The sequence below is a fragment of the Mesorhizobium sp. WSM4819 genome (genome assembly GCF_055811215.1).
The window spans coordinates 36,447-50,448 of the sequence record NZ_JBVVQO010000033.1 but is presented as its reverse complement, the minus strand read 5'-3'; the positions used below and the strand labels follow the sequence as shown (position 1 = coordinate 50,448).

Annotated in this window: 11 protein-coding genes; 7 read left to right on the top strand and 4 right to left on the bottom strand. The window is 63.4% G+C overall.

Features of this window, described 5'->3' with window-relative positions:
* Positions 1–4 precede the first annotated feature (4 nt).
* From AC0L18_RS24715 to hmuQ, 3 genes are all read left to right on the top strand, one after another.
* Positions 5–448: a hypothetical protein gene (locus AC0L18_RS24715; protein ID WP_473494567.1), complete on the top strand. Its 444-nt coding sequence runs from the start codon at positions 5–7 to the stop codon at positions 446–448.
* 244 nt (positions 449–692) lie between these two features.
* Positions 693–1,538, top strand: coding sequence for an energy transducer TonB family protein (locus AC0L18_RS24710; protein WP_473494566.1), 846 nt, complete (start codon positions 693–695; stop codon positions 1,536–1,538).
* A gap of 68 nt (positions 1,539–1,606) precedes the next feature.
* Positions 1,607–1,921 (top strand): heme-degrading protein HmuQ, encoded by a 315-nt coding sequence (gene hmuQ, locus AC0L18_RS24705; protein WP_027156145.1) that lies wholly within the window; start codon positions 1,607–1,609, stop codon positions 1,919–1,921.
* A gap of 333 nt (positions 1,922–2,254) precedes the next feature.
* Here hmuQ and putA read toward each other — a convergent pair whose 3' ends face one another.
* Positions 2,255–5,866, bottom strand: a complete 3,612-nt coding sequence (gene putA, locus AC0L18_RS24700) for a bifunctional proline dehydrogenase/L-glutamate gamma-semialdehyde dehydrogenase PutA (RefSeq protein WP_473494565.1) — start codon at positions 5,864–5,866, stop codon at positions 2,255–2,257.
* A 162-nt stretch (positions 5,867–6,028) separates the two neighbouring features.
* Between putA and AC0L18_RS24695 the strand changes: the two genes are divergently transcribed.
* On the top strand, positions 6,029–6,481 hold the full coding sequence (locus tag AC0L18_RS24695; RefSeq protein ID WP_023803583.1) for an Lrp/AsnC family transcriptional regulator: 453 nt from the start codon (positions 6,029–6,031) through the stop codon (positions 6,479–6,481).
* A gap of 231 nt (positions 6,482–6,712) precedes the next feature.
* On the opposite strand, the gene AC0L18_RS24690 is transcribed toward AC0L18_RS24695, so the two are convergent.
* Both AC0L18_RS24690 and AC0L18_RS24685 read right to left on the bottom strand, forming a co-directional pair.
* Positions 6,713–7,915 carry a cytochrome-c peroxidase gene (locus AC0L18_RS24690; RefSeq protein ID WP_473494564.1) on the bottom strand — a complete coding sequence of 401 codons (1,203 nt, stop codon included), beginning with the start codon at positions 7,913–7,915 and terminating at the stop codon, positions 6,713–6,715.
* Positions 7,916–7,928: 13 nt separating this feature from the next.
* Entirely contained in the window at positions 7,929–8,378 is a 450-nt protein-coding gene (locus AC0L18_RS24685; RefSeq protein WP_473494563.1) for a FixH family protein, read from the bottom strand.
* Positions 8,379–8,584: 206 nt separating this feature from the next.
* Between AC0L18_RS24685 and AC0L18_RS24680 the strand changes: the two genes are divergently transcribed.
* Positions 8,585–9,505 carry a sugar kinase gene (locus AC0L18_RS24680; protein ID WP_473494562.1) on the top strand — a complete coding sequence of 307 codons (921 nt, stop codon included), beginning with the start codon at positions 8,585–8,587 and terminating at the stop codon, positions 9,503–9,505.
* Positions 9,506–9,559: 54 nt separating this feature from the next.
* Here the strand turns inward: AC0L18_RS24680 and AC0L18_RS24675 are convergent, their stop codons facing one another.
* Complete coding sequence (locus AC0L18_RS24675; RefSeq protein WP_473494561.1) at positions 9,560–10,594, bottom strand: class I SAM-dependent methyltransferase; 1,035 nt, start codon at positions 10,592–10,594, stop codon at positions 9,560–9,562.
* 335 nt (positions 10,595–10,929) lie between these two features.
* Between AC0L18_RS24675 and AC0L18_RS24670 the strand changes: the two genes are divergently transcribed.
* Together AC0L18_RS24670 and AC0L18_RS24665 are read left to right on the top strand one after the other, a co-directional pair.
* Complete coding sequence (locus tag AC0L18_RS24670; RefSeq protein WP_473494592.1) at positions 10,930–12,903, top strand: putative bifunctional diguanylate cyclase/phosphodiesterase; 1,974 nt, start codon at positions 10,930–10,932, stop codon at positions 12,901–12,903.
* A 682-nt stretch (positions 12,904–13,585) separates the two neighbouring features.
* Entirely contained in the window at positions 13,586–13,921 is a 336-nt protein-coding gene (locus AC0L18_RS24665) for a hypothetical protein (RefSeq protein WP_473494560.1), read from the top strand.
* The last annotated feature ends 81 nt before the right edge of the window (positions 13,922–14,002 follow it).

Below are 14,002 nucleotides of genomic sequence, written 5' to 3'. Positions count from 1 at the left end.
GACAATGAAAAGCTTGACGGCATCGCTTCGCCTGCTGACCTCGGTGCTTGCCATGCCGCTTGCGATGGGTCCGGCGTGGGCGCAACAGGCTGCGCCGGCCCCTGCTCTCACGCTTGAGCTTAATGGCGCGCAGGCCTCCGAAAAAGGCTGCCGTCTGACGTTCGTGGTCAACAACACGCTCGGCGCCGACCTCTCGAAGGCAGCGTTCGAGATCGCGCTGTTCAACGAGGCCGGCGTCGTCGACCGGCTGACGGTGCTCGACTTCAAGGACCTGCCGGCGGGCAAGACCAAGGTGACGCGTTTCGATCTTGCCGGCGCCGACTGCGCCAAGGTCAGCCGCGTGCTGATCAACAGCTCGACCGAATGCGCCGGCACCGGCATCAAGCCGGACGCTTGCATGCGCGGACTGAAGACCGAGACCAAGACCGGCATCGCCTTCGGGGTCTGAGAAGGCAGACTGGAAGCGGGTACGAGGCCGGCCTGTTGCCGCCAGGGCAAATGATGTTGATTTGACAAGTCCGCGCCGGTTGCGGCAGGTCTCGCCGCGAGCCATGCAGAACATCAGTCCCCTCCCCGACGCCGATGGCGAACTGGCGCTTGCGCCGACCGGACCGCTTGCGCCGGCCCGACCGTCAGCCATGAGCCGCAATTGGACGGCGGCGATCGTCACCTCCTGCCTGTTTCATGCGGCGGTGGCGGCCGCTTTTCTCGTCGCACCTGCCGGCACGTTTGATGCCGGGGACGCAATCGAAGTGGAAGGCGCCGATCAAACCGGCCCCAACGTGGTCGGCAGCGCCTTGGATAGTCAGGGTGCGTTGAACGTCACCCTGGTGCCCGACCCGCGGCCAGCCAAGCCTGAGGTCAAGCCCCAGATCAAGCCAGAGCCGCCTGCCGACCGGCCCACCGGGGACCGGCCGATTAGGGAAATGGCCGCGCAACCACCCCCGCCCTTGCCGCAGATTGTCGAGCAATCCACTGCCGCGCCAGACATGTTGATGGCCGACACTCCACGCCTGGACGAGCAGAGCGTGGCTCCGAAGATCGAAACACCGGCAGAGCCGGCTGCTCCGGCCGAAAACACCGAGGCCCCTCCTGCCGATATCGGGCAGCCGCCGATCCCGACGCCAAGGCCGAGCGCGACACCAGGTCTTGGCGGAGCCAGCGAGACGATCGATCCCCGCGGCGCGGCGGATGGCGAGGAAAGCAACGCGGTGACTTCCAGCAAGGGCAAGGAGCAGGCAGCGGCAGGCAATGCGATAGAATCCGGCTACAGCGGTGAAGTTCAGAAGAAGCTTGCCCGCGCCAACCGTCGTGTTTCGAAAGCGATACAGGCCAGCGCTCGCAACAATGCCAGGGTCGTTTTCGTTATCATGGCCGACGGCAGCATCAGCGATATACAGCTTGCCGAAAGCTCAGGTTCTGCGGAGCTTGACCAATTCGCTTTAACACTGGTGCGCAAGCAGGCGCCGTTCCCTCCCATTCCAAGCGAAACCGGCAAGTCAAGTTGGGTGTTTAAAGCGCGGATCGGTCCATTTTAACAGCCTGCGCCTCATCGTTTCGGCCACCATCAACCGTCACAATTCACCAATCCCGAAAAGGACAGCCAATGTACATCGCCATGAACCGCTTCAAGGTCCAGAATGGCTCGGAAGCCGCTTTCGAGGACGTCTGGAAGAACCGTGATTCAAGTCTTTCGGAGATGAAAGGCTTTAAAGAATTTCATCTGCTGCGCGGTCCGGTCAACGAGGCCGAAGGCTACACGCTGTTCGCCTCGCACACCGTGTGGGCGAGCCATGAGGATTTCGTCGCCTGGACCAAATCCGAGAATTTCCGCGCCGCGCACCGCAACGCCGGCTCCACCAAGGTGCACTATCTCGGCCATCCGCAGTTCGAGGGCTTTTCGGTCGTCGAGGGCGCGTGAGTAGTCTCAGGCGACCCATGGCTCCCTTGGGCTTTTGCCGATCGGCGCCTGACGAAATAGGGCGCCGTCGGCGAAGCTGCCAATCTCCCCCCTTGTGGGGGAGATGCCCGGCAGGGCAGAGGGGGGTGCTGTCCCGCCGACCTATCAAACTGTCACAGCCACGCCCTCAGGCGAATTTCCGGTTGGGAGTGGCTAAAGTCGAAAGTTGGCGATCCTTCACACCCCCCTCTGTCCTACCGGACATCTCCCCCGCAAGGGGGGAGATCGGCAGCTTCGCCGGCAGCGCAAACCTGAAGTGATTGCCCTGCCCGAGATGAGCGCACCCGGCCGACCCTACGCCGCGGCCAGCAGGCTGGCATTGCCGCCGGCGGCCGTGGTGTCGACGCAGACGGCGCGCTCATGCGCATAGGCGGCCGGGTTGAGCACTTCGCTGACCAGCGGCACGATCGGGCCGGCGCGGTCGGCGATGACCTTGCGCACGATGCGAGCGGCCTCGGGCGTGCCGGAAAAGGCAACGACGTCGACACGCAGCGCGCGTGCCTCGACCGGGTCGGGCCGGCCGTCAATTGCCGCCAGCGGCAGGCCCTTGCCGGTCAGTGATGACAGTGCTGCCGGCGCACCCGGCGCGACGGCCAGCACCGCATTGCCGGCGGCGAGCGCCTGGATAGTCTGGGCAAGCAGCGTGTCGGCGTCCGGTCCGAGGCACAGCGCGCGGCCGCGCGGCGACAGCGACAGCGTGTTGGCCTCGCCGGTCGGCCCGGGCAAATCGACCTGGCCGAAATCGATGCTTGCGGCAGCACCGATGGCCGCGGCACCCTTGCCGCGCAAATGCTTCCTCAGCACCGCCACCCGGTCAGCCCGCGTCGACCAGCCGCCGAGCGCCGGGTCTGGCAGATTGTCGGCGAGTTCGGTCGCCGTCACCTTGCGGCCGTCAAGAACAGGCGTGCCCGCCTGCGGCCCCTTGCGGAACCGCCTGAGATAGTGCGGCCCGCCGGCCTTCGGCCCGGTGCCGGAAAGTCCTTCGCCGCCGAACGGCTGCGAGCCGACCACGGCGCCGATCTGGTTGCGGTTGACATAGATGTTGCCGGCATGGATGCCGTCGACGAAATGCTGGGCGCGGCCTTCGATGCGGGTGTGCAGGCCGAAGGTCAGGCCATAACCCTTGCGGTTGATCGCGGCGATGACCCCGTCGATATCGTCGGCGTCGAAGCTGGTGACATGCAGCACCGGCCCGAACACCTCGCGCTCGATGTCCTCGATGCCCTTGACCCGAAACACATGCGGCGCCACGAAGCGGCCATCCTTCGGCGCTTCGAGCTTGGCGATCAGCCGGCCTTGCAGGCCCATCTCAGTGCAATAGTCGCGGATCGATTTTTGTGCCTCCTCGTCGATGACTGGCCCGACATCGGTCGAGATCCGCCAGGGATCGCCGAGGCTGAGCGCTTCCATGGCGCCCTTCAGCATCTCCAGCATCTTCTTCTCGACGTCCTTCTGCACATAGAGCACGCGCAGCGCCGAGCAGCGCTGGCCGGCGCTCTGGAAGGCCGAGGCCAGGATGTCGCGCACCGCTTGCTCGGGCAGCGCGGTGGAATCGACGATCATCGCATTCAACCCGCCGGTCTCGGCGATCAGCATGGCGTCGGGCGCGGCAGTCTCGGCCAGCTGCTTTTCGATCAGCTTGGCGACCTCGGTCGAGCCGGTGAAGCAGACGCCGGCAATGCGCGGGTCGGCGGTCAGCGGGCCGCCGACCGAGGGGCCGTCGCCGGGCAGAAGCTGGATGACGTCTTCCGGCACGGCGGCTTCGCGCAGCAATTCGACCGCGCGGAAGGCAATCAGCGGTGTTTGCTCGGCCGGCTTGGCGATGACCGAATTGCCGGTGACGAGTGCTGCCGCAATCTGGCCGGTGAAGATGGCGAGCGGAAAATTCCATGGCGAGATGCACGCGATCACGCCGCGCGCCTCGGTTCCCGTTTCGGTATTGGCCGCCTCGGTCGCGTAATAGCGCAGGAAATCGACCGCCTCGCGCACTTCGGCGATGCCGTCAGCCAGTGATTTGCCGGCCTCGCGTGTGGCGAGCGCGAAGAATTCGATGGCGTTGGCCTCATAGAGGTCGGCTGCGCGGTTGAGGATGGCGGCGCGCTCGGCGACGGCGCGCTTCGCCCAGGCCGGTTGCGCCTCCACACCGATGCGCACGGCGGTCGCAACCTGCTTGGCGGTTGCCTCGCTGACCGTGCCGACCACCTCGTCGGGTTTTGCCGGATTGACCACCGGACGCTGATTGCCGTAGCCGGCGGCACGGGTGATCGGCCTGGCGCGCCAGCGGTCCGGCCCGACGAATGCAGCCCTGGCCTTGTCGATCGCCGCCAGCGTCACCGGATCGGTGATGTCGAACCCCTTCGAATTGCGGCGGGCAGCACCGAAGATCGCCGACGGGCTGGGAATCGCCGGATTGGCGGCCGGCCCCTGTTTCTCGACGGTTTCGAGCGGGTCGCGAGCAATATCCTCCGGCTCGACCTCCTCGTCGGTGAGTTGGTGGACGAAGGAGGAGTTGGCGCCGTTTTCGAGCAGCCGGCGGACCAGATAGGCAAGCAGGTCGGAATGCGCGCCGACCGGGGCATAGATGCGGCAGCGCGTGCCCTCGGCCCGCCGCACCGTCTCGTGCAGTGCCTCGCCCATGCCGTGCAGGCGCTGGAACTCGAAGGAGTCGCGATCGCCGGCCATCGAAAGGACGGCGGCGACGGTGTGGGCGTTGTGGGTGGCGAATTGCGGATAGATGCGGTCGGTCATCGACAGCAGCTTTTTCGCGCAGGCCAGGTAGGACACATCGGTGTTGGCCTTGCGGGTGAAGACCGGATAGCCGTCGAGCCCGAGCGCCTGCACCCGCTTGATCTCGGTGTCCCAATAGGCGCCCTTGACCAGCCGCACCATGATGGTGCGGTCGTGCTTCTTCGCCAGTGCATAGAGCCAGTCGATGACGAAGGCGGCGCGCGGACCGTAGGCCTGGACGACGACGCCAAAGCCGTTCCAGCCGGCAAGCTCCGGCTCGGCCAGCACCCGCTCGATGATTTCGAGCGACAGGTCGAGGCGGTCGGCCTCCTCGGCGTCGATGTTGAGGCCCATGCGCGAATGGCGCGCCGCCAGCGCCAGCGACAAAAGCCGCTCGGCCATCACAGGCAGCATTTTTTCCTTCTGCGTCGCCTCGTAGCGCGGATGCAGCGCCGACAGCTTGACCGAGATGCCGTGATTCTGGCGGATGTCGGGGCCGTTGGCGCCGGCATCGAGCGACGAGATGGCGTCGGCATAGGCCTTGAGATAGCGCAGTGCGTCGGCCTCGGTGCGGGCCGCCTCGCCCAGCATGTCGAAGGAATAGAGATAGCCTTTCTGGGTCATCGGCCGGCCGCGCTTGACGGCCTCGGCAATGGTGCGGCCGAGCACGAACTGCTCGCCCATTTCGCGCATGGCGGCGGCGACCGCCCTGCGGATGACCGGCTCGCCCAGCCGGCGCACCATGGCGCGCAGCGTGCCTTCGATGCCGTCCTCGCCTTCGTCGAGCACCCGGCCGGTCAGCATCAGCGCCCAGGTCGACGCATTGACGAAGATCGAGCTCGAGCCGCCAGAATGCGCCGACCAGTCGTGCGGCGCGATCTTGTCGGCGATGAGGTCGTCCATCGTCTCGGTGTCCGGCACCCGCAGCAGCGCTTCGGCCAGGCACATCAGCGCGACGCCCTCCTTGGTGGACAGGCCGTAGGCGGACAGAAAGACTTCCATCAGCCGCGGATCGGACGAGCCGCGCACCGCCCGCACCAGATCGGCGGCGCGGGCCGAGATTGCCTTGCGCTCTTTCGTCGAAAGCCCTGCCGCCTCGGCCAGCCGCTTCACGGCCTCGTCTTCCTCAGGCAAGTAATTGGCACGGATCTGCTGGCGGATGGCTTCGAGCGCTGGCATGACTGTCCTGTTGAGCGAGCATCAGTGAGCGGTCCGGCGATCACCGGACCGAATGACGCAAGCTAGCACAAAGCGTAGTTTCGATCGGTCCAAAGAAATCGACAGGAGAGGTCGATTGATCTATCATTCGGCCAAATTTCCTCCAATTTGACCATATATTTGATGACAGAAGACCAATTGGACCGCATCGACAGGAACATCCTTTCGGCGCTGGGCAGCGACGGCCGGCTTTCGATGTCGGAACTCGCGGCAAAGGTCGGCCTGTCGAAGACGCCGGTGCAGGCGAGGGTCAAGCGGCTGGAAAAGGACGGCATCATCCGAGGCTACCAGGCGATCGTCGACCGTGAGCGCATGGGCGAAGGCCATGTCGCCTTCGTCCAGGTGAAACTGTCGGACACCCGCTCGGCCGCGCTCGACGCCTTCAACCGCGCAGTGCAGGCGGTGCCGGAGATCGAGCAATGCCACATGATGGCGTCGAGCTTCGATTATCTGCTGAAAGTCCGCACCACGGACATCGCCGCCTACCGCCGCGTGCTCGGCGAGCGCATCTCCGCCCTGCCCCACGTCGCCCAGACCTCGACCTTCGTGGCGATGGAGACGGTGAAGGATCGGTAGGCGCGCTGGTGCGGTAAGAACCTTCGATGCCGGCGGGACAGCGCCCCCTCTGTCCTGCCGGACATCTCCCCCACTTGGGGGGAGATCGGCGGCTTCGGCGACAGTGCCCCTTTCCTTGAATGTTGAAAATTGGCGAAAGCCGAGGGGACAGCCAATCTCCCCACTCGTGGGGGAGATGTCCGGCAGGACAGAGGGGGGCGCGAAGGATCGCTACCGAGCAGCTGGGTCCCTTCACTCCGCCAGCGTCTTCAAGAACGCCACCAGCGCCGCGCGCTCGCGGTCAGAAAGCTGCAGCGGGTGGATCTCGGATACACCCTCGACGCTGGCAGGCGCCTTCGAATAATGCGCCACAACCTCCTCGATCGAGGAAAACTGCCCGGCATGCATATAGGGCGGACGGGTGGCGGCGCCGCGCAGCGACGGCGTCTTGTAGGCGCGCACGAGTTCCGGCCCGGCCTTGACCATGAAGCGCAGCTCGCCGCAGGCGCCGGCGTCGCCATCGCGAAACGCGCCGAAACAGTTGAACGGATCGGCCTCGACTTGGCGTACCGCGTCTATGCGGCCGCGATCCGGCGGCAGGTTCGCCACCGACGGCACGCCGGTGTTGTGAAAACCGCCGTCCGTAAAACGCGGCCCGTTATGGCAGGTCACGCAATTGGCCTTGCCGATGAACAGTTTTAGCCCGAGGATTTCTTCGGGCGACAAGGCGTCGTCGCCTGGCAGTGCCTGTATACCGGTATCCAAAGCGGCGGCGAACCGGTCGAAGCGCGTCTGCGGCGGCGCGACCGATCGCTCGAAGGCGGCGATCGCCTTGCCAATATTGGCGAAGACGCGGTTGACGTCCTCGGCTTGCGCACCGGACATTGCATTCCAGGCAGCCTTCTCGGCATCGCCGCCGAGCGGACTGGCATTGGCCGGCACATTTGAAAGGTCGGGCAGCGGCCCGAAGATGCGCTCGTAGCGCTCGCCGAATCGCGCCTTGATATAATGCGCGTAGGCGGCGCGGTTGCCAGCCTGCTCCAGGGGATTTTCCAGCGGCGCCAGCGCCTGCGCCCAAAGACTGTCGCGCCGCCCGTCCCAGAAGAACCATGCGTCATGCGCAACGCCGGCCAGCGGCATGGTGCGTCGGTTGGTGCGGCCGACACCGACCGCTCGCGGCAGATCGTCCTGGAACTGCCGGTCGATCTTGTGGCAGGTCGAGCAGGAAACCTTGCCGTCGCCGCTCATCCCGGCGTCGAAAAACAGCGTCGCGCCGAGCGCGGCGGCGGCCGGCACGTCGGCGAAGCGGTTGGTGGTGTCGGCTTTCAGCGGCGGCAGGGCTGACAGCGCCAGCGAGGCGATGGTCTTCTTTTCGGCATCGGAAAACTCAGGCTTGCCGCAGCCGGCAAGCACAGCCATCGCCAGCAGCGCGAAAAGTCGCGGAAAGCGGTTCATCTTGCTCCAGCGCTCAGAGCAACACATTGAAGACCACCGTGTCGGATCCGGCCGCCGCGGAAATGGCGAAATGCAGTTGCCACAATCCGCTCATTGTGAATTTCACCCCGCCGATGCGATAGCGGCCGTCGCCCAGATAATCGGTCGCATGCGGGCTGGTTGGCAGACCGTGCCTGTGCTGCGGCATGCCGCCGGATATCGAGATCGCAGCGCCCTCCACCGGGGTGCCCGCATTTGTCTTCAGGGTCAGCAGCCAGGATTGCAGCTCGCCTTGACGGACAACGCCCCGCTCCGGCTCGAAACTGGCTATAAACAGGCCGTTCGCCGTCTCTTTCGAACGGGCAATCTCGGAGCCGGCGAGCCGAGGCGCTTGCGGCGCGGTCAGATAGACGGCGGCGAGAATGCCGGCCAGCAAGGCAGCCAGACCAACACCTGCCAGAACGTAGCGCCATAACGATGCCAAACCGGTTCCTCTTCCAGAAATAACGTCTCACTGAGCGGATCGCGTCCCGCCGCGCCGCTGAGAAAACGCCGCCGGCGCAAAATCCGCTGCCGCCAAGCATGGCGCTGGCGCCCGCAAAAAGCTACAGCACCGGTCTTTGGTTTTGTGCATGTCGTTATCCCAAAACCGCCGCGCAAGCTGTGGGCGACATGCAACAGGAGAGATACATGGCAGGAAACGGCGTCGCATCGATCGGTGAATGCATGCTCGAGCTTTCAGGCCAGGCCGGGCCGAACTGGCGCATGGGCTTTGCCGGCGACACATTCAACACGCTGTGGGCGCTGCATGCGCTGAGCGGTGACCGGCCGGCGACCTATGTGTCGGCCTTCGGCGACGACCCGTTCTCGCGCGACCAGATCGATTTCTTCGCGCAAAACGGCATCGGCATCGGCGCCAGCCCGATTATACCAGGCGCCCGGCCTGGCCTTTATGCAATCACGCTGACCGGCGCCGAACGCTCCTTCACCTACTGGCGCGGCGACGCCGCCGCGAGGCAGCTTGCCTCCGACGCGGCCGCTTTGGCGAAAAGCCTTGAAAATCAGGCGCTTGTTTACTTTTCCGGAATCACTTTGGCAATTCTGGACGACGCCGCGCGCAAGACACTTTTGGCGGCGGTGGCCAAGGCGCGCGCCGCCGGCTCGCTTGTCGCCTTCGATCCCAATTATCGGCCGCGGCTGTGGCGCCGGCGCGAGGATGCACAGAGCGCGATCCTCGATGCGCTGGCAGTCACTGACATCGCGCTGCCGACCTTTCCCGACGAGCAGATGCTGTTCGGCGACGCAGCGCCGCAGAAAACCGCGGAACGGCTGCAAAAGCTGGTCGGCGAAGTCGTCGTCAAGAACGGTGAGGAACCGGCGCTGATCGCCACAAGCGGGACCCTGCAACCCGTTCCGGCCGTGCATGTCGCCGCCCCGGTCGACACCACCGGCGCCGGCGATTCTTTCAATGGCGCCTATCTCGCCGCCCGGCTTGCCGGCCATGCCCCGACCGAGGCGGTGCTGCGCGCGCATCGCGTCGCCGCGGCCGTCGTCCAAGTGCGCGGCGCGCTGGCGCCATTCGAGACGTTAAGCGCAGCGTTCGAAGATTAAACGCAATCGGACTGGCTGCCGCCAACCGCCACAAGCTTGCAGCCCGGGCGGTCGTTATCCGCGCTTTTCGATGACGCCGTAGAGGACGTTGCGGTTCTCGCCAAAGAACACCTGCGCCTCGACGGTGTTTCGGTCGACGCTGGCATTGATGATGTTCCACATATCGGCCTCCGACCGCAGCAGCAACACCCAGTTCATGAACGTCTCCCGGTAGCCGGCGTCAGGGTTGCCCTCGGCGTAGTTCGCGAAGAGGAATGTCCCGTTCGGCTTCAACATCTGCAGGCAGGTTTTCGTGAGCTTCACGGCGACGTTGTGCGCAAGGTAGTCGTAAAGGCCGGAGGCATAGATGAAGTCGAACTTGCCAAGCTTGTGGCCTCTCGTGAGCATGGTTCGCACCGAGCCGTCGATGGCCTCTACCGCAGTGCCCTGAAAGTCGCGCGTGATCAATCCAACGCTCTGAGGATCCTGATCGAGCGCAACCCAGCGCTTGAGACGGCCCTCCTGTAAGGCGGCCGAGCGATTGGCCTCCCTTAAATGGCCGGCCGCAATCGCCAGGACCTCGGTTTGAGGTCCATTCCTGGTCGCAATCTCATCGACATATCGGGTCAAAAGATCGCGTCGTTCGCGTGCCGCGACGCACGACGGCACATCCTTGGTATGCCTGTAGAGCGCCTTGCCGACCTCCGAGGCGTTTGCCACGCTCTCCGCCACGTGCGGATCACAATAGATGTAGTCGAGCAACTGTGCGTCGCCGGAATAACCTCTGGGCTTGTCGTGGGACCACCGCGTGAGCGGATCCTCAAGAAAGTACTCCAGGACCGGGTGGTTGCGCACCACCGGTATCAATGCTTGCCAAACGTCCGGATGAACCTTGATACGCATTGCTTCGAGATGCGACATCAGACGGCGAATGACCTCCGCGGGGTCCTTCTGCTGCTCGATCTGCTGGTGCGTGATGTGGAGAATGAGTGCAAGCTCGACGCGGGCGGTTTCGAACGCTTCGCTATGAGGCTCGAGCTTTCTTCGAGGGAGACTGGCGGCGATCATCTCGGCAGTAATCAGACTTTTGCCATCGAGGATTGTTGCCACCGCAGAACTCCATAATCAGATTTAACTAGATATAGTTAGATATTGCCTAAAATTTTATCTTTGCCAAGACACATGTCAGGCATTTTAGCAGTGTCGTTAAATTCCCGCGAACCATGCTTGGTTTTTTGGACGCCTTGCGGGCCGGATTCCCGATACGAGTTAACGCAAACCTATCTGCGCGACTGCATATTGCTTGCGAGGCGCCGCAATTCGCTGTCGCGCCCGAGGAGTCGGCCGGCGTGGGGGCAGAAGCTAGAAATGAGTTCGGCATACAAAGCCCCGTTCAAATGGGGCCTAGGGTGACGAACGAATACGCGTCATCCGCATTGGCCGATATGGCCCATGCGGAACCGCTTGAGCGGCGCTACGAGCCGCGCTCCGACGAGCTCCGCAAACTCTACCGGGAGGAAGGCCAGGCGAAGCGAAGAATGGACGCCAGGCCTGGGCTTTGGATCGCCGTTGCCATCTATCTGCTGTTTTCGGCAACGGATCTGCTGCTGATACCGGATGTCGCGCTCTATACGATCATGGCACGCTTCGCGGTCGGAGCGACGGCGCTGTTGACCCTGGAAGCACAACTTCGCCGCGGGGTCGCCACGGAATGGATTGACGTGACTTGCGCTGCGGCCATCATCTTTGGCTATATCGGTTGGTTGTCCCCAGCGGTGTTTGGCACGGACAAGGAAAGCGTCTCTTATTATATGGTCTTCGGCACCATCTTTATGATGAGCGCCAATCTATTTTTCACGTTTAAATTCAGCATGTCTATAGTGACTTCAAGTATAATACTGGTGATACTGTATATTGTAAACTACTTTGTGCCTTCCACATTGACATACAAAATGGTCTTTGGAACTTTCTACATCTCATGCTTCACATTCACATCCTACGTAAACTGGAAGCTGAACGAGGAACGTTACAACGTCTTCCTCAACGCCCTCGAAGCCAAAATCCAGCACAAGGAAGCCACCGAGCGCGGCCAGGCGCTGTTGAGTCTGTCGAGAACCGATCCGCTTACGGGTCTGGAGAACCGGCGGGCGATTGACGAGAAGCTGCGCGACTACTGGAGCGACTGGCAAAGGCATGGCAGCGTTTTTGTGGCGATCCTCATCGACGTGGACTTCTTCAAAAGGTTCAACGACTACTACGGACATCAGGAAGGCGACCGCTGCCTGATACTCGTCGCCAATGCCCTTGCCGAGATGATCAAGCAGCACAATGGCTCAATCGGCCGCTACGGCGGGGAAGAATTCATCGTCCTGGCTCGCATGGAGAAAAGGGAACAGGTTGCAGGTCTTGCGGAAGCCATTCGAAGCACGGTGGAGAACCTCGCGCTTCCCCACCAGCAGCGCAGGGACGGCACCTCGGTGGTGACAGTGAGCGTTGGCGCTGCCTTCACCAGGCCGCAGACCGGCGCCAAGCTGGAAAAGATCATCCACGAGGCCGATCGTGCGCTCTATCTGGCAAAAGCAGGCGGTCGCAATTGTACCTGGCTGTTCGATCCAAACGATCCCCAGAGCAGCGACGAGAGCGAGAATATTGCGGCCTTGCTGAAGATCGCGATCGGCCAGGATCTCGTTTCACTCGTCTATCAGCCGATCCAGAATGTGGCGTCTGGCCGGGTTGAAGCCGTCGAGGCTCTGATGCGCCTCAAAATGCTGGACGGCACATCGGTTCCGCCGAGCCTGTTCATTCCTGTTGCGGAACGAACCGGCGCGGTGCTGGAACTCGGGCGCTGGGCCATAAGGACAGTGTGCACTGAACTCCTGGCGGACGATCACGTCCGTGTCGTCAGCGTCAACGTCTCTCCAATTCAGCTCAAGACGCCCGGCTTCGCAGCTTCGGTTGCGACGATTTTGAGCGAGACCGGCATCGCCGGCAGCAGGCTGGCCCTCGAAATCACCGAAGGGCTGGAGATGGAGATGCACTCCGACATTCTGCGCTGCATCAGCGACCTGAAGCTGTTGGGGGTCAGGGTATGGCTTGACGACTTCGGGACGGGCTTCGCGGGTCTCTCATGGCTTCGTCTCATCGATTTCGATACGGTGAAGATCGACCGCTCGTTCCTGCATGACTGCGGCACCCCAAGGGGCAAGGCGATGCTGCAGGACATTATTGCCCTGGTGCGAAATCGCGGCCATAAAATCCTGGTCGAGGGGGTGGAAACCGACGAGCAGCTGGCCCTTATCCGCGACTTCGACATCGATAAGATCCAGGGCTTTCACGTCGGCCGACCTGCTCCCGCCGCGAATTTCCGCACGAAACCGGCCACCTACAAACGCACATTGTCGATCGTCAAGTCGGCATGAATGGCGGCGGAGCGATCTGAGCCCTGCAAGCGATCGTCGCCGCTTCCAGCGGCTTTGTCCCAGCCGAATGCGTGCATCCAATTGCTGGGGTCTCTCCTATCGAAGCCGCTCCCGATAGCTGTCGCCCAAATACCGCAGCTCGACATCGGCGAGGCGGAACCGAGCGAGAAGGACAGGGCGACTAATCCGACCGTGAGATCGACTGCCAGGAGACGATGGAGCCAAGCTTTCAGGCGATCGTCGACTGCATGCTGGGAGCAGGCTGGACGCGGGGAGATCAGCTGTTCGCCGGTTGCGCCGCCGCCGCGAACTGGCCGAACTACTGGCGATCATCGCCATCGTTTCGCGCGGCGATCCAAGGAAATCCGGAAAGAGATCAAGCAGCTGTTGGCGGGACTAGGGTCAAAACTCAATCAGCCGGTGATCGACAATGGCCGGGATGGAAGGCCGCCCGTCGCTGGACGTTCCCCCACCACAACAGATAGGCGGCCGCCGCGGTCCAGAAGCCAGCGCAACGCACCAAAGGCGGTTATGATCTCACGGTAGACCATTTCCGGAACCTAGTCCGACATCCAATGGAGCCTGCAACAAATCGCCTCCCGTCGGCATCCGTTTGCGGCGGTCATGGTTCACCTGCGACCGAATCTGGACACGGCGCAGAGCCAGGACTACTGTCTACCCAATGAGCAGGTTCGTCCGCATCCTCGCAGTCGTCTTCCTCGCGGCCTTCGCCCTCAGCACGGCGGCGCATGCCGCGGCTTTGACCGACATGTCCCTGACGATGTCGATGGCTGAGATGGACGGCGACATGCCCGACTGCCAGGACTGTCCCGGCGATGACGGCCAGACGTCGGCATGCGGCCAGTTCTGCGTTACCTCGCTTGTCGCGATCTGCACGCCTGCCACGGCCGAGCTGCGACATTTCGCCGGCATCGTATCCTTGCCTCCCGGAGAACCGTCCGACGGCCGCACCGGTCCGCCTGAGCCCTATCCTCCCCGAACCACCTTCCTGAGCTGACACGGCCGCGGCATCCGCTCGCGACCGACCCGTCGACGCGCCGGCTACGTCCGCGCGTCACAAGAGCCTATTCCGGGATGG

Coding starts and splice junctions, on each gene's coding strand:
- AC0L18_RS24670 (WP_473494592.1), top strand. CDS start 10,930: ATGGCCCATGCGGAACCGCTTGAGCGGCGCTACGAGCCGCGCTCCGAC.
- AC0L18_RS24715 (WP_473494567.1), top strand. CDS start 5: ATGAAAAGCTTGACGGCATCGCTTCGCCTGCTGACCTCGGTGCTTGCC.
- AC0L18_RS24690 (WP_473494564.1), bottom strand. CDS start 7,915: ATGAACCGCTTTCCGCGACTTTTCGCGCTGCTGGCGATGGCTGTGCTT.
- AC0L18_RS24695 (WP_023803583.1), top strand. CDS start 6,029: ATGACAGAAGACCAATTGGACCGCATCGACAGGAACATCCTTTCGGCG.
- hmuQ (WP_027156145.1), top strand. CDS start 1,607: ATGTACATCGCCATGAACCGCTTCAAGGTCCAGAATGGCTCGGAAGCC.
- AC0L18_RS24665 (WP_473494560.1), top strand. CDS start 13,586: ATGAGCAGGTTCGTCCGCATCCTCGCAGTCGTCTTCCTCGCGGCCTTC.
- AC0L18_RS24680 (WP_473494562.1), top strand. CDS start 8,585: ATGGCAGGAAACGGCGTCGCATCGATCGGTGAATGCATGCTCGAGCTT.
- putA (WP_473494565.1), bottom strand. CDS start 5,866: ATGCCAGCGCTCGAAGCCATCCGCCAGCAGATCCGTGCCAATTACTTG.